The organism is Mesorhizobium sp. WSM4307 (genome assembly GCF_007003945.1).
Taxonomy (GTDB): domain Bacteria; phylum Pseudomonadota; class Alphaproteobacteria; order Rhizobiales; family Rhizobiaceae; genus Mesorhizobium.
Window position 1 is genome coordinate 54,011 of sequence record NZ_VFTB01000009.1, and the last position, 19,164, is coordinate 73,174.

Below are 19,164 nucleotides of genomic sequence, written 5' to 3' on the forward strand. Positions count from 1 at the left end.
CCAGCCCATGGCCGTCGCCGCCAAGAACATTCCCGCCCCGGACCTCGTTCCCGTACGCCGTGCCTTGCTTTCGGTGTTCGACAAGACCGGCCTCATCGACTTCGCCACGGCCTTGGCCGCCGCCGGTGTCGAACTGGTCTCGACCGGCGGCACCGCCAAGGCGCTCGCCGAGGCCGGGCTGGCGGTGCGCGACGTCTCCGAGCTCACCGGCTTCCCCGAGATCATGGATGGCCGCGTCAAGACGCTGCATCCTTCCGTGCATGGCGCGCTGCTTGGCGTGCGCGACGACCCCGAGCATGCGGCGGCGATGCGCAAATACGGCATCGAGCCGATCGACCTCCTCGTCTCCAATCTCTATCCGTTCGAGGAAGTCCGCCGCTCCGGCGCCGACTATGCGGCCATCGTCGAGAACATCGACATTGGCGGCCCGGCGATGATCCGCGCCTCGGCCAAGAATCATGCCTATGTCGCCATCGTCACCGATCCGGGCGACTATGCCTCGGTGCTGAACGCGCTGGAGATGAACATCGGCTCGCTGTCGCTGGATTTTCGCAAGAAGCTGGCGGCCAAGGCCTTTGCCCGCACCGCCAGCTATGATGCGGCGATTGCCAGCTGGTTCGCCGAGGCGCTGGAGATCGAGCATCCGACCTGGCGCGCCTTTGGCGGCCGGCTGGCCGAAGTGATGCGCTACGGCGAAAACCCGCACCAGAGCGCCGGCTTCTACGTCAATGGCGACAAGCGTCCAGGTGTCGCCACGGCGCGGCAGCTGCAGGGCAAGCAGCTCTCCTACAACAACATCAACGACACCGACGCCGCCTTCGAACTGGCCGGCGAGTTCGACCCCAGCCGCTCCGCCGCCGTCGCCATCATCAAGCACGCCAACCCGTGCGGCGTCGCCGAGGGCGCGTCGCTGAAATCAGCCTATGCCAAGGCGCTCGCCTGCGATCCGGTCTCGGCCTTCGGCGGCATCGTCGCATTGAATCGTACGCTCGACGCCGAAGCGGCGGAGGACATCGTGAAGACCTTCACCGAGGTGATCATCGCGCCCGATGCCACGGACGAGGCCGCGGCGATCGTTGCCGCGAAGAAAAACCTGCGCCTGCTGGTCACCGGTGGCCTGCCCGACCCGCGCTCGCCCGGCACGACCGTCAAATCCGTTGCCGGCGGCCTGCTCGTCCAAGGCCGGGACAATGCCGTGGTCGACGATCTCGAACTGAAAGTGGTGACCAGGCGCGCGCCGACGCCGGCGGAGATGGCCGATCTCAAATTCGCCTTCCGCGTCGCCAAGCACGTCAAGTCCAACGCCATCGTCTATGCAAAAGACGGCGCCACGGTCGGCATCGGCGCCGGCCAGATGAGCCGCGTCGATTCCTCCCGCATCGCCGCCCGCAAGGCACTCGACGCGGCCGAGGCTGCCGGCATGGCCGAACCGCTGACCAAGGGCTCGGTGGTGGCTTCCGATGCCTTCTTCCCCTTCGCCGACGGTCTGCTTGCCGCAGTCGCCGCCGGCGCCACCGCCGTCATCCAGCCCGGCGGCTCGATGAACGACAAGGACGTCATTGCGGCCGCCGATGAACATGGCATTGCGATGGTGTTTACCGGGGTCAGGCATTTCCGGCACTGAGCACTTTTACCCTCCCCTCGATGGGGAGGGTCGGTGCGCTCGCTTGCGAGGCCGGCGGGGGGGGGGAAATGGCGCTGACCCCCACCCCGCTCCGCTTCGCGGATCGACCCTCCCCACAAGTGGGAGGGTAAGGCGCTACTCCGACGGCCGATCCGCCGGATACGGCGTGCGAACCAGTATTGCCATGCCGATGCCGAGGAACAGGATGATCACGGCCATGCCGAGCCGCGCCGAGTCGGAGAGCGCGGTGATGGTCGCCACCAGGAACGGCGCCAGGAAACTGGTCGCCCGACCGGCCAGCGCGTAGATGCCGAAATAGCGGCCGGATTCCGCCGCTGTCACGCTGCGCGCCATGTAGGAGCGCGAAGACGCCTGCACGGGGCCGAAAGCCAGGCCGATCAACAGCCCGTAGAGGATATAGGCCTTTTCGGCCGCCGTGCCGAACAGCCCACCTGAATCGGTGGTCGGGAGCTGGATCAGGCCCAGCAGCGTGAAGCCCGGCCCCGTCGAGATGACGCCTATGGTTGCTATCGACAGCATGACCAGTGCGATCATCACCACGGCCTTGGAGCCGAGCGCGGTGTCGAGGCGTGCCGCGATCCAGCAGCCGAAGATGGCGACGACATTGAGGATGATGCCGAACATGCCGATCTCGGTGATCGACCACTGGAACATGCCCGCCGCGAAGGTGCCGCCAAGCGCCAGCAGCGCGTTGACGCCGTCCTGATAGATCATACGGGCGACGAGGAAGCGGAGGATGCCGCCGCGCCTGCGCACCTCGGCCAGCGTCGATTTCAGCTCCGACAGGCCTTCCCGCACCGCCGGCCCGATCGGGATGCCCTTGATGGCGTCGGGCGTGAAGAAGAACATCGGCAGGATGAACAGGAAATACCAACCGGCCGACAGCGGTCCGGTGGCGCGTGCATCCTCGCCGAGCTTCGGATCGAGCCCGAACAGCGGGTCGATGCCGATGATGGTCTTGCCGCTCTCCGGCGAGCCGGCGAGGCAGGTGACAACGAAGATCAGCGCGATCATGCCGCCGAGATAGCCGAGCCCCCACGCCGTGTTGGAGATGCGGCCGATCTCGCTCTTCGGCACCAGCCGCGGCATCATCGAATCGTTGAACACAGTAGAAAATTCCGCTGCTACCGACGCCAGCGAGAACAAAGCCGCGACCAGGAACAGGTTCGAGCCGGGTGCGGCAAACCAGAGCAAAGCGAGACTGGTGATCTTGATCGCGGCGAAGAAAGCGATCCACGGCTTGCGCGGCCCGGTCTGGTCGGCGATCGAACCGAGGACCGGTGACAGCACGGCGATGACCAGCCCTGCCGCGGCGATACCGTAGCCCCAGACCGCTTGGCCGGTGTTGGGATCGCCAGCCATGCGCGAGACGAAATACGGACCGAAGATGAAAGTGGTGACGACCGTGAAGAACGGCTGCGCCGCCCAGTCGAAGAACATCCATCCCCAGATGCCGCGCCCGGACGCCCGCTGCACTGTCTCTACCGCCATGATGATTCCCTCGGCCCCACCCGCGTCGGGCGCCATGTCTGCATGTTTCTGATGCCCATGCAAATGACAAGCCTCGCGAGCGCCCACCCCTACCTCCCCCTTGTGGGGAGGTCGGAACGAAGGTCCGCGTGGGGTCGGCGCCGCCCCCACCCCGCTGCTTCGCAGCGACCCTCCCCACAAGGAGGAGGGTAGGCCTCCGAAGCCTCACATCCCGGTCAGATCGCTCATCAGCCCAGACGCCACCGACAGCCGCGACACGGTGATGTCGCCGCCTTCGGTCAGCGCCTGCAGCCGCTCGCGGATGCGCGCCACGCGCTCGCCGCCGGCTTCCAGCCAGGCCGCCACCGGATCCGCTGCCTTGGCATGGCCGGTGAGCGCCGCGACCGCGATGCCGCGCCGCGCCGCGCCGATCGTGTCGGTGGCGCGCGACAGCGCCAACTGGTCGTAGTAGTCCGACGGCGTGATCGAGCGCGCCGCGTCCTCGACACGCGGGATGCGGAAGGCATCGCTGACCGCAAAGAAAGCCTTGGCGGCGGCGACAATGTCGGCGCCGGCCGTGCGCGCCGTCAGCGCGATGTCGGGGACGAGTTCCGCCACCTCGCTCAGCGCCAGCTGCTCGGCCAGCCTTTCCGGCGCGCCGGCCTTGAACAGCCCGTGCCGCTTCTCCTCGATCCGCTCGCGCGAAAACGCCGGCAGCAGCGAAACGAGCTTCGGCTCCAGCGCCTTGCGCGCGTCCTGCAGCTCGGCGATGCGTTGGCCGAGCGGCGCCGTGCCGGCATCGTTCTTCAGATACCAGCCGCTGGTCACATAGATCAGCCGGCTGACCATCTGGTAGAGATCGAGCTGCACCTGGCCGTCGATCTGGTTGTCGAGCGCGTCGATCTCGCTATAGAGCGCCGGCAGCGCGAAGCCGTCTCGCACCACGGCAAAGGTGCGCACCACGTCGGCGGCGGTGCGCCCCGTGGCTTCCTGCAGCCGGTTGACGAAGGACGGGCCGCCGCGATTGACCAAATCGTTGGCGACGACGCGGGCGATGATCTCGCGGCGCAGCCGGTGACCGTGGATTTCGGCGGCGTATTTCTTCGCCATCCGGTCCGGGAAATAGCCCATCAGGTCACGGTCGAAATGCGCATCGTCAGGCACGTCGCTGGCGACGATGTCGGAAAACAGCACGATCTTGGCATAGGCGAGCAGCACGCCGAGCTCGGCCCTGGTCAGCGGCTCGCCGCGCGCCTCGCGCTCGGCAAGGGCCGCCGGCGACGGCAGCGTCTCCACGGCGCGGTCGAGCAGGCCGCGCGCTTCGAGCGCCGACATGAAGCGGGCCTGGTGCGCAATGTCGGCAAGGCCGCGCTTGCGGGCGATCGAAAGCGCCAGCGTCTGCTGGTAGTTGTTGGAGAGCACAAGCCTGCCGACCTCGCCGGTCATCTCGGCCAGCAGCTTGTTGCGCGCCGGTCGCGTCAGCGATCCCTTGCGCATGGCCGACGCCAGCGCGATCTTGATGTTGACCTCGACGTCGGAGCAGTTGACGCCGCCCGAATTGTCGATGGCGTCGGAATTGCAGCGGCCGCCATTCATGCCGAACTCGATGCGGGCGCGCTGCGTGACGCCGAGATTGGCGCCCTCGCCGATCACCTTGGCGCGCACGTCGAGCGCGGTGATGCGGATGGCATCGTTGGCGCGGTCGCCGACCTCGGCATTGGTTTCGGTGGAGGCCCTGAGATAGGTGCCGATGCCGCCGAACCACAGGAGGTCGACCGGCGCCTTGAGGATGGCGGTCATGATCTCGGCCGGCGTGGCGGTCGTCTTTGTCAGGCCGATCGCCGCCGCGGCCGCCGCCGGCAAGGTGATCGACTTCTGGCTGCGCGAGACGATGACGCCACCCTCCGACAGCTTCGTCTTGTCATAGTCCTGCCAGCTCGAACGCGGCAGCGCGAACATGCGCTCGCGCTCGGCCATCGAGGCCGCCCTGTCGGGATCGGGATCGATGAAGATGTCGCGATGGTCGAAGGCGGCGATCAGCCTTGTCTGCGGCGACAACAGCATGCCGTTGCCGAACACGTCGCCCGACATGTCGCCGACGCCGACGACGGTGAAAGGTGAGGTCTGGATGTCGCGGTTGATCTCGCGGAAATGCCGCTTGACCGCTTCCCAGGCGCCCTTGGCGGTGATGCCCATCTTCTTGTGGTCATAGCCGGCAGAGCCGCCGCTGGCGAAGGCATCGTCGAGCCAGAAGCCATGCTTCTCGGAGATCGCGTTGGCGGTGTCGGAGAAGGTCGCCGTGCCCTTGTCGGCGGCGACGACGAAATAGGGATCGTCCCGGTCGCGCCTCATGACGCCGGCCGGCGGGATGACCCCGTCCAGGCCGATATTGTCGGTGATCGACAAAAGGCTGGAGACGAAATTCTTGTAGGCCGAGGTGCCGACCTCGAAGATCGCGTCTCGGCTGCCGCCCGTCGGCAGGCGCTTGGGGAAGAAGCCGCCCTTGGCGCCGACCGGCACGATGACGGCGTTCTTGACCTGCTGCGCCTTGACCAGGCCGAGCACCTCGGTGCGGTAGTCCTGGGCGCGGTCCGACCAGCGCAGGCCGCCGCGCGCCACCGGGCCGAAGCGCAGATGCACGCCCTCGACCTCGGAACCGTAGACGAAGATCTCACGCCATGGCCGTGGCGCCGGCAGTCCCTCGATCGCCTGCGAGTCGAGTTTGATCGCCAGCGACTGGCCCTTCTCGTTCGTATCGGCAACGAAATGATTGGTGCGCAGCGAGGCCTCGATCAGATTGAGGTAGCGCCGGATGATGGTGTCGTCGTCGATGTTGGGCACATCCTCCAGCGCATCCCTGATCTTTGCCTTGAGGTGCTTTGCCGCCACCACGCCCTCTGTCTCCGCCATCGAGCCGAGGCGGGCGATGAACAGCGCGTGCAGGCCGCGCGCGATCTCCGGATAGCGGTTAAGCGCCGCGGCGATGAAATCCTGGCTTTGCGGAATGCCGACCTGCTGCAGATAGCGGCCATAGGCGCGCAGGATGGTGATTTCGCCGGACCACAGGCCGGCGGTCTGGGCAAGACCATTATAGCCGTCATTGTCGACGTCGCCGCGCCACACCGACAGGAAAGCGTCCTCGAACAGCGCGCCGCCATCGGTAAGGTCGATCGGGTTGCCGTAGCTGTTCTCCAGTTCCATGTCGTGGATGAAGACCATGCCGGGCTGATCCCCGTTGATCATGCCGGTCGCGTCGTCGCCGACCTCGAAGGTTCGCTCGCTGATGACGCGGAAGCCGATGTTTTCCAGCACCGGCACGCGCCGCGACAGCGCCACCGGGCTGCCGTGGTGATAGATCTTCAGCGCCGCCTGGTGCGGCTTCTGCTCGCCATGGCGGTAATAGTCGATGGCGATCGGATTGGCGGCGCTGATCCTGGCGATGCGCCCGGCATCGGCCAGCGCCACGGCCGGCGAGAAACTATCGCGATAGCTTTCGGAAAACCGTGCGGCGATCGCCGTCCGTGCGGGATCGGCTCCAGTCACGGCCGCTGTTTCCCGAAGCGCGTCGTCCCAGGTGCGGACAATGTCGCGGATCGCTTCCTCGATCGTCGCCTGCTCGATTTTCGGCGTCTTGCCGCCGGAGCGGCCTATGATGAAATGCACCCGCGCCAGCCCGCCTTCCGGAAAGGCCGGGTAGTAGGCCGACAACCGCCCCTCGAACGCCGTTTTCAGATAGGCGCCGATCTTCTCGCGTACGACGCTGTCGTAACGGTCGCGCGGCACGAAGACCAGGATCGAGACAAAGCGGTCGAATTGGTCGGCACGCACCAGCGCCCTGACGCGGGGACGCTCCACCAGGCCCAGAATAGCCTCGGCGTGCTTGCGCAGGATCGGCACCGGGACCTGGAACAGTTCGTCGCGCGGATAGCTCTCCAGCACGTTGATCAGCGCCTTGCCGGAATGATCACCCGGATTGAAGCCGGATTTGGCAATGATGGTTTCGGCCTTCGACCGCAGATACGGTATCTTCATCACCGAGCGCGTGTAGGCGGTCGAGGTGAACAGGCCGACGATGCGCAGTTCGCCCAACAGCACACCCTTGGCGGTGTAGGTCTTGACGCCGATGTAATCGAGATAGATGCGGCGGTGCACGGAAGACTTGGCATTGGCCTTGGTGACGATCAGCGGCTCCGGCCCATGCAGGAAGGCGCGAATCTCGGGCGTGGTGGTCACCGCTTCGGTGCCGCGCCGCAGCACCAGCACGTCGGGATCGGACAGGATGCCGAGGCCGGGCTTGTCGGCGCGCTCCAGCATGCCGCTCTTTTCGCTGCCGGTGTATTTGAACTCGCGCATGCCGAGGAAAGTGAAGTTGTCGTCCCGCAACCATTCGAGGAAGGCTATCGCCTCGGTGACGCTGATCTTGTCGAGTGGCACCGGCGAGTAGCGGAATTCGGAAATCGCCTGGTCGAGGCGGGCCAGCATCGGCTTCCAGTCGGTCACGGCGGCGCGCACCTGGCCGAGCAGCTTCTTTAGTCGACCGGCCAAGGCTTCGGCCTGGTCGGGCGGCAGGCGGCCGATATGGACATGAATCACGCTCAGCCGGTCATGGCCGGTGTCGCCCTTGGCGTGGCCGCCGTCACCGAGGATTTCCTCGACGCCGCCCTTGCCGTGCCTGACGACGATCACCGGATGGGTAACCAGCAAAGGCTCACCGGCGCTATCGGTGATCTCGCCAAGGACCGAATCGAACAGGAACGGCATATTGTCGTTGACGACGGTGATCACCGTCACCGGGCGGCCTTGGCGAACGACCTCGGAATCAACATCTATGGCGACGACGCAATCGCCCTTTTTATGTCTGGCGACAGCGCGCCCGGCGAGATCGGCGGCGCGCACGAGATCGGCGACGTCATAGGCGGCAATGTCTTCTGCAGGAGCTCGTGCCAGCAGATAGTCGGCGAGCTTGCCGGACCTGTCTTCTGCCTTTGCCGCTCCCTTTGCCGCGCTCTTTTTTGGCGGATTTGCGGTTTTTGGATTGGCCATGACGCTATTCCCTCCCGTCGAATGCTTTTACGGCTATCGTAGCAGATGACCGCTGTTTGGCGACAAAGGTTTGACGGCTTGCCGAGAATTATCCGAATTCGGCGGCAAGCCATCATCCAACGAAGAGAAACGACACATGACCGGCAAAATTTCAGCGCTTGATCTGGCCTCGGGAGAGCTGAGCGAGCCGACAAAGGCCTATTTCGTCAAATGCGAGGAAAAGCTCGGCCTGGTTCCCAACGTGCTCAAGGCCTATGCCTTCGACGACAAGAAACTGCGCGCCTTCACCGACATGTACAACGACCTGATGCTGGGTGAGTCCGGCTTGTCGAAGCTGGAGCGGGAGATGATCGCCGTTGCAGTCTCCTCCATCAACCATTGCTACTACTGCCTGACCGCGCATGGCGCCGCGGTGCGCCAGCTGTCGGGTGACCCGGCGCTCGGCGAGATGATGGTGATGAATTTCCGCGCCGCCGATCTTTCGCCGAGGCAGGCCGCGATGCTCGAATTCGCCGTCAAGCTGACGGAGGAGCCGGCCAAGATCGTCGAGGCCGACCGGGCCGCACTTCGCAAGGCCGGCTTCAGCGACCGCGACATCTGGGACATCGCCTCGACCGCGGCCTTCTTCAACATGTCGAACCGGGTGGCCGCGGCAATCGACATGCGGCCGAACGACCAATATCATGCCATGGCGCGTTGAGGCTCGCGGGAGGCCCAACGCGCCTTATATTAGTCATCTCTCATTTCCGTTGCGTGTTTGCCGGTTTGGTCCGATGATCGGCGGGCGGCATGACCGCATGCCGGTTCAATGCCGCTCATCACGGGAGGAGAACATGGCGAAGTTTCTCTATGTCTATCACGGCTCCGGCAAGATGCCGACGAGCGAAACCGAGCGAAAGGCCATGACCGACGCCTGGACAGGCTGGTTTGGAAAGCTTGGCTCGGCCGTTGTCGACCAAGGCAATCCAGTCGGCATGTCGAAGACCGTCCTGCCAGGCGGCAAGATAGAAAACAACGGCGGCAGCAACCCGACCGGCGGCTACTCGATCATCGAGGCCAAGGATATCGACGATGCCGCCGAGAAGGCCAAGGGCTGCCCGATGCTGGCCATGCCGAACTGCAACGTCGAGATCGCACCGATCATCAATATGATGGCCTGACGCCTCGCCTCAGGATCATGCTCAAGACCGCGCCGCGATCGCCGCGGCGGCGCCGGCCATCGTGGTGGCGCTGACGCGGTTGGCGATCTTCATGGCGCGCTTGCTCTTCAGCAGCTTGCGCGCCTGCGCGGCGGCGAGCACCCAGGCGAGATCGATGGCGATCAAAACCACCGCCATGGTCGCCGTCAGCTCGACCCAGCCGACGATGCTGACCGAGGCGAGGTCGATGATGGTCGGCAGCAGCGCCAGGTAGAACATCATGATCTTGGGGTTGCCGAGCGTCACCGCCATGCCGGCGAAGAACAGCTTCACGGCTGAATCCTCGCGCGGCATCTCGCCCTCTTCGGCATCGACCGGCGCCGTCCACATCTTCCAGGCAAGGTAAGCGAGATAGGCGACACCGACCCACTTCACCACGACAAAGGCGAAGTGAAAAGTCTGCGCCACCACGGCAAGTCCGAACACTGCCAGCGACAGCCAGATGCCCTCGCCGATCCACATGGCGAGCAGGAAGGGGAACACGTCGCGAAAGCCCTTCGCGATGACGCGTGCGACCAGTGCCGCGATCGACGGACCGGGTGAGCCGGCGGCAACGAACAAGGCGGCGGCGAAAATCAGCAGCGAGGTGAGATGCATGGCACGGCCCTCCAAACGGTTGAAGGGCGGACGATATCCGATCGACATCGCCGCTTGCAACGCCGGTGGCAGCGGATCCCGGACTGGCTCCGCGTTTGGCCATGCCCTTGACTGCCATGCCCGACTTGCAGTCAGGTTGATCGTGCCGAGCAGGCGGGAGGAGGCGTTTTCGTGGTTGTGCCAAGGCGCGCGGTCGTTCGACGGTTCTCCATGCTGGCTGTCCTGGCAGCCATCATGGCGCTGAGCGGAGGGCTCCAGGCTGTCGCATCGTCGGCAAAGCCGCCGAAATATGATCACGTGGTTGTCGTGATCATGGAGAACCACAGCTTTGAGCAGATTTCCCTGGCGAGGCGAGCCGCCCCCTATTTGAACAGGCTGGCAAAGGGCGGCGCGCTGTTCGAGCAATCCTATGGGGTTGCTCACCCCAGCCAACCCAATTACCTCGCGCTGTTCAGCGGCCTGACACAAGGCGTCCATGACGATGGCATGCATAGCTTTGCAGCGCCGAACCTGGCCGCTCGTCTTCGGGCTCATAGCAAGACGTTCGCGGGCTACGTCGAAGCCAGATCGCCGCGAAAACACAATCCCTGGGAATCGTTTGCGGATTCAAAGGGATTTGAGAAGCCTTTGGCCCAGTTCCCTCGCGACTATGCGAAGCTACCATCCGTTAGCTTCGTAATCCCCAATCTCGATAATGACATGCATGATGGCACAATAGAGGCGGCGGATGCCTGGTTGAAAACTTACCTTGGGGGCTACGCAGCTTGGTCGAAGAAAAACAACAGCCTTTTTATAGTGACGTTCGATGAAGACGACTACCATACAGAGAATCATATATTTACTGTATTCTATGGATTTGGAGTTGAACCAGGGCGTTACTCAGAAAAGGTCGATCACTATTCCGTCTTGCGAACCATTGAAGACATCGAGAGCATACCCCCCTTGGGCACCAGCGTCATCAGAAAGGTGATCGCAAGTGGTTGGAACCGACGGTAGTTTCCCACCTTCCGTCGCCAAATGATCGCCCCCGAATAACGTCGGAAGCCATCATTCGTTCGAAGTTACTGCCTCCCTTGCGGTCCTTGTTGGCTAAGGCTAGAAGACCCGCCGCGAAACATTTTCGAGCTTCACTTTGCCTCAGTAACCGCCGGTCTCGTCAACTCCCCCGACACACTTGCATGGCGCCGCACCCGCGGTGCCTGTTTCATGTTCACGTGTTCCTCTGGGCGGCGGTTCGAGACCGGTTTGGCACTGCTGAACCACTGTCGCGCGCTTTCCGCCAGCGACACTTGAGCATCTCCGCAGCCGACCGCCACGCCGCGCCCGCATGGGCATCTCGATCGTGCCGACCTGATGAACTTCCCGACGGGAAGGGCTTATCGGCATGTCCGGCACTCTACGCATCCACTGGGCTATCGCGCCCGAAATCGCACCTCGACCGCTGATCAACTGCAATCGCTGCGGCGGCGTGAAGGCCTATCGCTGCAGCGGAAAATTCCGCGTCAACGCCAATGGCAAGCGCATCGACGTGTGGCTCATCTATCGCTGCGTCGACTGCGACAATTCCTGGAATTTCGGCATTTTCGAGCGCTGCAACCGCCGCGACATCGAACCGGCCCTGCTGCAGGCGCTCGAAAGCAACGACCCGGGACTGGCGCGGCGCCATGCCTTCGACGTCGTCGCCTTGCGCAACCAGGTGGGACGCGTCGAGGAGTTTCGCGATGTCGCGGTGCATAAGCGGTTGCTCGGCGGCGCCAGGGAAACCGCGTTAGCCCTGGAGCTCCAGCTCGGCCTCGAAATGCCGACATCGCTCCGGCTCGATCGTCTGCTCGCCAATGAACTCGGCATCTCGCGCTCGCGGCTCCTGGCGTTGGAGGAGCGGCGCCTGCTGGTCGTCGATCCGGACGGCGCCAAAGCCTTGCGCAAGCCGGCCCGCCAGGGAATGACGGTCCGCATCGACCTGGCCGGCGAGCCGGATCAGGAAGCGATCATCTGTGCTGCCGGCGGGTAAACGAGAGAGGGGCGGAGCACCTTGTGCTCCGCCCCTCTGGGAAAATCGTCGGAAGAAAAACTTATGCCGCGCCGACCGCCTTGGACGACTTCTCGAACCGCTTGCGCTCGTTCGGGTCGAGATAGAGCTTGCGCAGCCGAATGGTCTTCGGCGTCACCTCGACCAGCTCGTCGTCCTGGATCCAGGCCAGCGCGCGTTCCAGCGTCATGCGGATCGGCGGGGTGAGCTTGACCGCCTCGTCCTTGCCGGCAGCGCGGATGTTGGTCAGCTTCTTGCCCTTCAGCACGTTCACTTCGAGGTCGTTGTCGCGGGAGTGGATGCCGATGATCATGCCCTGATAGACCTTGACGCCCGGATCGATGACCATCGGGCCGCGGTCTTCCAGGTTCCACATGGCGTAGGCGACCGATTCGCCCTGCTCGTTGGAGATCAGCACGCCGTTGGTGCGCCCCGGCAGTTCGCCCTTGTAGGGCTCATAGGCATGGAACAGCCGGTTCATCACGGCGGTGCCGCGCGTGTCGGTCAGAAGTTCCGACTGGTAGCCGATCAGGCCGCGCGTCGGCGCGTGGAAGACGATGCGCTGGCGGTTGCCGCCGGAGGGGCGCAGTTCGACCATCTCGGCCTTGCGCTCCGACATCTTCTGCACGACCACGCCGGCATGTTCCTCGTCGACGTCGATGACGACTTCCTCGACCGGTTCCAGCAATTCGCCGTTCTCGCCCTTCTGCATGACGACGCGCGGCCGCGACACGGCGATTTCAAAGCCCTCGCGGCGCATCGTCTCGATCAGCACGGCAAGCTGCAATTCGCCACGGCCTGAGACGAAGAACGAATCCTTGTCGGGCGATTCCTCGATCTTCAGCGCGACATTGCCTTCGGCTTCGCGCAGCAGGCGGTCACGGATGACACGGCTGGTCACCTTGTCGCCTTCGGTGCCGGCGAGCGGGCTATCATTGACCAGGAAGGACATCGTCACGGTCGGCGGATCGATCGGCTGCGCATGCAGCGCCTCGGTCACCGACAGGTCGCAGAACGTGTCGGCGACCGTACCCTTGGACAGGCCGGCAATAGCGACGATATCACCCGCCTGGGCTTCCTCGATCGGCTGGCGCTCGAGGCCGCGGAAAGCCAGGATCTTCGAGATGCGGCCGGTTTCGATCTGCGTGCCGTCATGGTGCAGCACCTTGACCGCCTGGTTGGCCTTCAGCGTGCCGGATTCGATACGGCCGGTGATGATGCGGCCGAGGAAAGGGTTGGCTTCCAGGATGGTGCCGATCATGCGGAACGGGCCGGGATGGACGGTCGGCGCCGGCACATGCTTGATGACGAGATCGAACAGCGGCGCAAGCTGCTGGTCCTTGGGACCTTCCGGATTTTCCGAAACCCAGCCATCGCGGCCCGAACCGTAGAGGATCGGGAAGTCGAGCTGCTCGTCGGTGGCGTCGAGCGCGGCGAACAGGTCGAAAACCTCGTTGACCACCTCGACATGGCGGGCGTCCGGGCGGTCGATCTTGTTGATGACGACGATCGGCTTCAGGCCGACCTTGAGCGCCTTGCCGACGACGAATTTGGTTTGCGGCATCGGGCCCTCGGCGGCATCGACCAAGACGATCGCCGAATCCACCATCGACAGGATGCGCTCGACCTCGCCGCCGAAATCGGCGTGGCCGGGGGTGTCGACGATGTTGATGCGGGTGTCCTTCCAGTCGACCGAGGTCGCCTTGGCCAGGATGGTGATGCCGCGCTCCTTTTCCAGGTCGTTGGAATCCATGGCGCGCTCGGCGACGCGCTGATTGTCTCGGAAGGAGCCGGATTGCTTTAAAAGCTGGTCGACAAGGGTGGTCTTTCCATGGTCGACGTGCGCGATGATCGCGATATTACGGAGTTTCATGTTCTGGGTCTCGGAAGCGTTGCAGGCAGCAGGCCAAAGGCGCTGCCTCTTTCGGTTGCGCGGCTCATACAGGGTTTTTCGCAGTTGCGAAAGGGGAAGCGCGACACCAAATACTCATCAAATCTTAAGCATCTGCGTGTGAGATGATTTTGTTAACCAAGGCGGGAACCTTTCAGGGCCCGGGCAGTTCGACCGACATGACCGATAAACTCAACCGATTTTGGCCGCTCATCGCTTCGGTGGCCTTTGCCTTGCTGCTGGCGGCCAATGCCGCGCAGTCGGCTGCCGCGACCCAGAAAGGCGCGCGCGCCGTTGCGCAGTCAGACGCCCGGACCGCCGAACAGGCCTTTGCCGATGCGCCCGACGGCGTTGACCCGATGGTGACGGGACCGGTCAGCGCCGCCTTCAAGCAGCGCCAGGACGCCGCCAACTGCGACAGCGCCGTGTGGCCGAACATTCCGATGGTCTGCTACCCGGACTGACCGCACATAAATTGCCGTCTCGGACAGCGGCAACCATCGACACGCCCTGAACGCACAAGGCGGTCTGACGGCCGTCAGCTCGCCTCTCGCCTTACGCGGCTTGCGGTTCCGGATCGAAAGCCGGCTGGCTGGTGTTGATCAGCAGCGAAATACAGGCGGCCGCGATGGCCGTCATGCCGGCGATGAGGAAAGCCAGTTCGTAATTGCCCTGCAGCTCGCGCATCGTGCCGCCGAAGGCGGCCGCGGTGGCCGCACCGACCTGATGGCCAGCGACGATCCAGCCGAATACGATCGGGCCGCTGCGGTCGCCAAACGCCTCGTTGGCAAGCCGTAGCGTCGGTGGCACGGTGGCGATCCAGTCGAGGCCGTAGAGGACGGCGAAGATGATCAGGCTGGTCGCCGAGAAGCCGGAATAGGGCAGGTAGATCAGCGACAGGCCGCGGATGGCATAGTAGACGCCGAGCAGCTTGCGCGGATCGAAACGGTCGGTGAGCCAGCCCGACAGCGTCGTGCCGATCAGGTCGAAAATGCCCATCATCGACAACAGGCCGGCGGCCTGCACCTCGCCGATGCCCATGTCGCCGCAGAAGGCGATCAGGTGCGTGCCGACCAGCCCGTTGGTGGTGAAGCCGCAGACGAAGAAGGTGGCGAACAGGTACCAGAACACCCGCGTGCCGGCGGCGCGGCGCAGCGTGTTCAGCGTATGCGCCAGGAAATTGCCCTGCGATGCCGGCGGCACCGGCGGCACGTCGTCGGCCTCGGCGCCATAGCGCACCATGCCGATCGAGGCCGGGCGCTCCGGCACCAGCAGCCAGACCAGCGGCAGCAGACAGGCCGTGGCCACCGCGACGGCGATGGCGACCGGCTTCCAGCCGCCCGATTGCGCCAGCGAGGCGAGCAGCGGCAGGAACACCAGCAGGCCGGTGGCGCTGGAGGCCGACATCAATCCCATGACCAGGCCGCGATTGGTCTTGAACCAACGGTTGACGATGGTGGCGCCGAGCACGCTGGCAACAGCGCCGGAGCCGATGCCCGAGAAGACGCCCCAGGTGATGAAGAGATGCCAGGGCTTGGTCATCAGCAGGCTGAGAGCGGTCGAACCCGACATCACCAGCAGCGATGCGATCAGCGTGCGGCGCAGCCCGATCCGCTCCATCAACGCGGCGGCGAACGGACCCGTCAGACCATAGAGCAGGATGCCGACGCCGGCCGCCAGCGAGATGACATCGCGCCGCCAGCCGAAGCTGTTTTCCAGCGGCAGCATCATGACGGCGGGCGCCGAGCGCAGCCCTGCGGCGATCAGCAGGCAGAGGAAGATGACGCCGACCACCACGAAGGCGTAGCGCTGGCCAAACGGACGGGATTGAGCTATCATGTTACTGACCGGTACGTTGCAAGATGGGAGCATGTATACGTACCGATCGGTAACATTGTCAATCGAGTCCCGTGATGCCAACCGACAAAAATATTGAACTGTCCATCAGCGACGATCATGCATCGGCGCCGCCGAAGGCGGCCAAGAAGATCCTCGACGTGGCGTATGACCTTTTCTACCGGCGCGGCATCAGGGCAATCGGCGTCGACGAGATCGTCAAACGCGCCGGCGTCACCAAGCCCAGCCTCTATCGCAGCTTCCCTTCCAAGGACGAATTGGCCGCTTCCTATCTTCGGCAATACGATCTTGAATATTGGGAACGTTTCGACGAGGCCGTCAAAGCCCATCCGGACGACCCGCGCGCGCAGATCAAGGCTTTCCTGACCCGCATTGGCAAGCGCACGCAGGTGGCCGACTATCGCGGCTGCGGCATGACCAACGCGGCGGTCGAGTATCCCGACCACAGCCATCCGGCCCGCGTGGTGAGCGAAGCCAACAAGCAGGAACTGCGCCGCCGGCTGCGCGCCATGGCCGCCGCGATGGGGGCGCAAGACGCCGACACTCTGGGTGACGGGCTGCTGCTTTTGATCGAAGGCGCCTATATCAGCGGCCAGCTGTTCGGCCTCGGCGGCCCCGCCCAGTCGGTGGCGACGAACGCCGATCTGCTGATCGAAGCGAGCTTGAAGAAATAGCGTTTGGCGATACGTTGCTCCGGCCTAACTGGAGATTGTCGTCATGCGTGCCACTCTGATCCCGCTTGCGCTTGCCGGCCTGTGTCAGGTGGCTCGTGCCGGCGACATATCCAGCGCCTATACCGATCTCGACTCGAAGAAGGATTGCGTGACCTATGCGCAGGCTGCGGAAGGCGACGGCGACTGGGCCGATCTCGCCTGTTCGGGCTATCGTGGCTATCCCGTGCTCATCGCCTATGACGACGCCCGTGAATCGCTGTTCTACGGTTTTCCGCCCGGCGGCGACATGACGTCCGTCTGGGAAAGTTTTTCAGGCTTCAATTCGTCCGCGGCCAAGGTTGAATGGCGCATCGAAACCAATGGCGACAAGGCCGTGCCCTTCGCGGTCATCCACCGCCGCACGATCAGCGATGCCGAGGTTCAGGACAAATCGACGGACGTGCTGCTTGTCGCCAAGGTCGGCCAGATGGACGCGCGAGAAAGCTGCACGGTCGGCCTCGTGCTGGCCACCGGCAACCCGCAAGCCAACGATCAGGCGCGCAAGCTCGCCGACGCGAAGGCGCGAACCTTCGCCTGCGGCAAGGACCGGCACACCGTCATCGGCAATGTGCCGGCTTTCGGCCGGGTGGATAACTGACCGAAGCGGTTTTCCGTTCGGAATCGCGTCAAACAACAAAGTTGGAGCGGTTTGCCGTTTCTGTGAAACGGTGGACCGCTCCAAGCTACTTGCTCTTCTTCGCCCGTTCGATAGCATCGACGATCATCTTCTTGGCATATTTGGAATCGTGCCAGCCTTCGATCTTGACCCATTTGCCGGGCTCGAGATCCTTGTAGTGCTCGAAGAAGTGCTGCACCTGCTGCAGGGTGATGTCGGGCAGCTGCGTATACTCGGTAACGTTCTCGTAACGCAGCGTCAGTTTGGGCGATGGCACCGCGATGACCTTCTCGTCCTGGCCGGCATTGTCTTCCATGATCAAGACGCCGATCGGCCGCACATTGATGACGCAGCCCGGCACCAGCGCGCGCGTGTTGCAGACCAGCACGTCGATCGGATCGCCGTCGCCCGACAGCGTGTGCGGCACAAAGCCGTAATTGCCGGGATAGCGCATCGAGGTGTGCAGGAAGCGGTCGACGAACAGCGTGCCGGCCTCCTTGTCCATCTCATACTTGATCGGCTCGCCGCCGATCGGCACTTCGATGATGACGTTGACGTCTTCGGGCGGATTCTTTCCGGTGGCTATGGCTTCAATGCGCATGGATTTGTCCCTCTCTCGGTCGGGAGGAGATAGCGGGCGGCGCACAATGGCGCAATGCGGCGAATGATGCTCGCGAACGCCAGGCGGGACGCGATGGCGTCACGCGCGTTCAATCATCGGCACAAGATGTTTCAGCGTCGTGATCTCACTGGGATACCGCACCGCGTACCGGCCTTGCTTTGCGCAATCATCGCCCGGCGGTCATTCCCAGACGAAGGCGACCTTCTTCAGCGCTTTCTGCTCGAAGATCTCGACACCCTCGGCGACATCGCGGCCGCCGGCGCCGGCATAGAAGGCCAGCGCGTTCTGGTTGTCTTCCAGCGCCCACACCACCATGCCCTTCAGCCCGTGGTCGGCAAGGCGCGCCCTGGCCGCCGAAAACAGCCGCCGGCCGAGGCCGATGCCCTGATATTCCGGGCGCAGGTACAATTCGTAGATCTCGCCCTGCTGCTTGAGTTCCCGGGCGCGGTTCTTGCCGATCGTCGCATAGCCGGCGATGGTGCCGCCGATTTCGACGACCAGAACGGTGGCGGCGCGGCGAATCGCATTGGCCCACCAGTCGGCGCCGCGGCGGTTGATCATCGACGTCAGCGTGCGGTGTGGAATGATGCCGGAATAGGCGCCGCGCCAGGCTTCCAGATGCACTTCGGCAATGGCGCCTGCATCGCGCGGGTCGGCTTTCCGGATGTCGATCGTCAGGGTATTCATGATTTGTTAACCATAAACCCGCATCGGCCGATTGCAAGAGTCCGGGGCGGCCCGCCGGCCGCTTTCTCACAGCCGATCCTCACATTGCTGACATCGCGCAAAAGCCTGTCCGGAAACAGGCCGGACCGGTAAAGTGGCGCCTATCGGCAGGCTCTCAGATTTCGACCAGATGGTCGTCGAGCTCGTTGGTATCGCCGGATGTGACCGGGAAATGCTCGGCCAGTACCGCCCCCACCTGCTCGATCGCCTTGACGAACCCATCGGCAAGCCGGTCGTCGCCGGCATGCGCCGTCAGATCACCCACCACGCCGTCCCAGACATGCTGGCCGACCTTGGCGTCGATGCCCGAATCGGCGACCACCTCGGCATACCGCTCGGCGATCGAGACGAAGACCAGCACGCCGGTGCGCGCCGTGGTGCGATGGACGTTGCGGGCGAGGAACTGCTTGATCGCATTGGCGTGTGCGGCCTGATAGCGCAGCCGCCGTGGCACCATATGGATGCGCAGGCCGGGAACAGCCCACAACAGGGCAAGCACGCAGGCCAGTGCCAGCAATTGCGCGATGACGAAATGCGGCAGGCGGATGGTGAGCCACCATGCCTCCAGCCCATAGGCGACGGCGAGGCTGACCACCAGCATACCTAGCGTCGCCATCATGGCGGCCGGAGCGAAATAGCCTTCGCTGGCGTGGGCGACGACGCAGTAGATCTCGCCGTCGGTTTTGGTTTCCGCGGCGCGGATCGCATCGGCGATGCGCTCATGATCCTGCGGGCTGATCGGTCGTGTTGCCATTG

16 protein-coding genes are annotated in these 19,164 nt (G+C 64.1%); 8 read left to right on the forward strand and 8 right to left on the reverse strand.

Features of this window, described 5'->3' with window-relative positions:
- Positions 1–7 precede the first annotated feature (7 nt).
- Positions 8–1,624, forward strand: coding sequence for a bifunctional phosphoribosylaminoimidazolecarboxamide formyltransferase/IMP cyclohydrolase (gene purH, locus FJV83_RS22020; RefSeq protein ID WP_142887254.1), 1,617 nt, complete (start codon positions 8–10; stop codon positions 1,622–1,624).
- A 135-nt stretch (positions 1,625–1,759) separates the two neighbouring features.
- Here the strand turns inward: purH and FJV83_RS22025 are convergent, their stop codons facing one another.
- Together FJV83_RS22025 and FJV83_RS22030 are read right to left on the reverse strand one after the other, a co-directional pair.
- A complete protein-coding gene (locus tag FJV83_RS22025; protein ID WP_142886527.1) occupies positions 1,760–3,136 on the reverse strand; it encodes an MFS transporter in 1,377 nt (458 codons plus the stop codon).
- 204 nt (positions 3,137–3,340) lie between these two features.
- The gene (locus FJV83_RS22030) at positions 3,341–8,158 is read right to left on the reverse strand and encodes an NAD-glutamate dehydrogenase (protein WP_142886526.1); all 4,818 of its coding nucleotides are present in this window, start codon (positions 8,156–8,158) and stop codon (positions 3,341–3,343) included.
- Positions 8,159–8,294: 136 nt separating this feature from the next.
- Between FJV83_RS22030 and FJV83_RS22035 the strand changes: the two genes are divergently transcribed.
- The gene (locus FJV83_RS22035) at positions 8,295–8,858 is read left to right on the forward strand and encodes a peroxidase-related enzyme (protein ID WP_095790284.1); all 564 of its coding nucleotides are present in this window, start codon (positions 8,295–8,297) and stop codon (positions 8,856–8,858) included.
- 133 nt (positions 8,859–8,991) lie between these two features.
- Positions 8,992–9,318: a YciI family protein gene (locus FJV83_RS22040; RefSeq protein ID WP_095775871.1), complete on the forward strand. Its 327-nt coding sequence runs from the start codon at positions 8,992–8,994 to the stop codon at positions 9,316–9,318.
- Between the two features lie 21 nt (positions 9,319–9,339).
- On the opposite strand, the gene FJV83_RS22045 is transcribed toward FJV83_RS22040, so the two are convergent.
- The gene (locus FJV83_RS22045) at positions 9,340–9,954 is read right to left on the reverse strand and encodes a LysE family translocator (RefSeq protein WP_095775855.1); all 615 of its coding nucleotides are present in this window, start codon (positions 9,952–9,954) and stop codon (positions 9,340–9,342) included.
- Between the two features lie 210 nt (positions 9,955–10,164).
- On the opposite strand from FJV83_RS22045, the gene FJV83_RS22050 reads away from it, so the two are divergent.
- The gene (locus FJV83_RS22050) at positions 10,165–10,950 is read left to right on the forward strand and encodes an alkaline phosphatase family protein (protein ID WP_142886525.1); all 786 of its coding nucleotides are present in this window, start codon (positions 10,165–10,167) and stop codon (positions 10,948–10,950) included.
- A 388-nt stretch (positions 10,951–11,338) separates the two neighbouring features.
- Positions 11,339–11,965, forward strand: coding sequence for a DUF1062 domain-containing protein (locus FJV83_RS22055; protein ID WP_142886524.1), 627 nt, complete (start codon positions 11,339–11,341; stop codon positions 11,963–11,965).
- A gap of 61 nt (positions 11,966–12,026) precedes the next feature.
- Here the strand turns inward: FJV83_RS22055 and typA are convergent, their stop codons facing one another.
- A complete protein-coding gene (typA, locus tag FJV83_RS22060; RefSeq protein ID WP_095775858.1) occupies positions 12,027–13,856 on the reverse strand; it encodes a translational GTPase TypA in 1,830 nt (609 codons plus the stop codon).
- Between the two features lie 197 nt (positions 13,857–14,053).
- Between typA and FJV83_RS22065 the strand changes: the two genes are divergently transcribed.
- The gene (locus FJV83_RS22065) at positions 14,054–14,338 is read left to right on the forward strand and encodes a hypothetical protein (protein ID WP_246691904.1); all 285 of its coding nucleotides are present in this window, start codon (positions 14,054–14,056) and stop codon (positions 14,336–14,338) included.
- 91 nt (positions 14,339–14,429) lie between these two features.
- Here the strand turns inward: FJV83_RS22065 and FJV83_RS22070 are convergent, their stop codons facing one another.
- On the reverse strand, positions 14,430–15,713 hold the full coding sequence (locus FJV83_RS22070) for an MFS transporter (RefSeq protein ID WP_179296103.1): 1,284 nt from the start codon (positions 15,711–15,713) through the stop codon (positions 14,430–14,432).
- Between the two features lie 74 nt (positions 15,714–15,787).
- Between FJV83_RS22070 and FJV83_RS22075 the strand changes: the two genes are divergently transcribed.
- Positions 15,788–16,405: a TetR/AcrR family transcriptional regulator gene (locus FJV83_RS22075; protein WP_095775861.1), complete on the forward strand. Its 618-nt coding sequence runs from the start codon at positions 15,788–15,790 to the stop codon at positions 16,403–16,405.
- 43 nt (positions 16,406–16,448) lie between these two features.
- Positions 16,449–17,042, forward strand: coding sequence for a hypothetical protein (locus tag FJV83_RS22080; protein WP_095775862.1), 594 nt, complete (start codon positions 16,449–16,451; stop codon positions 17,040–17,042).
- Positions 17,043–17,127: 85 nt separating this feature from the next.
- On the opposite strand, the gene ppa is transcribed toward FJV83_RS22080, so the two are convergent.
- The 3 genes from ppa to FJV83_RS22095 all read right to left on the reverse strand — a co-directional run bounded on the left by ppa (position 17,128) and on the right by FJV83_RS22095 (position 19,162).
- The gene (gene ppa, locus FJV83_RS22085; protein ID WP_038650389.1) at positions 17,128–17,661 is read right to left on the reverse strand and encodes an inorganic diphosphatase; all 534 of its coding nucleotides are present in this window, start codon (positions 17,659–17,661) and stop codon (positions 17,128–17,130) included.
- 201 nt (positions 17,662–17,862) lie between these two features.
- On the reverse strand, positions 17,863–18,369 hold the full coding sequence (locus FJV83_RS22090) for a GNAT family N-acetyltransferase (protein ID WP_010912199.1): 507 nt from the start codon (positions 18,367–18,369) through the stop codon (positions 17,863–17,865).
- 154 nt (positions 18,370–18,523) lie between these two features.
- On the reverse strand, positions 18,524–19,162 hold the full coding sequence (locus tag FJV83_RS22095; RefSeq protein WP_142886522.1) for a TPM domain-containing protein: 639 nt from the start codon (positions 19,160–19,162) through the stop codon (positions 18,524–18,526).
- Between the last annotated feature and the right edge of the window lie 2 nt (positions 19,163–19,164).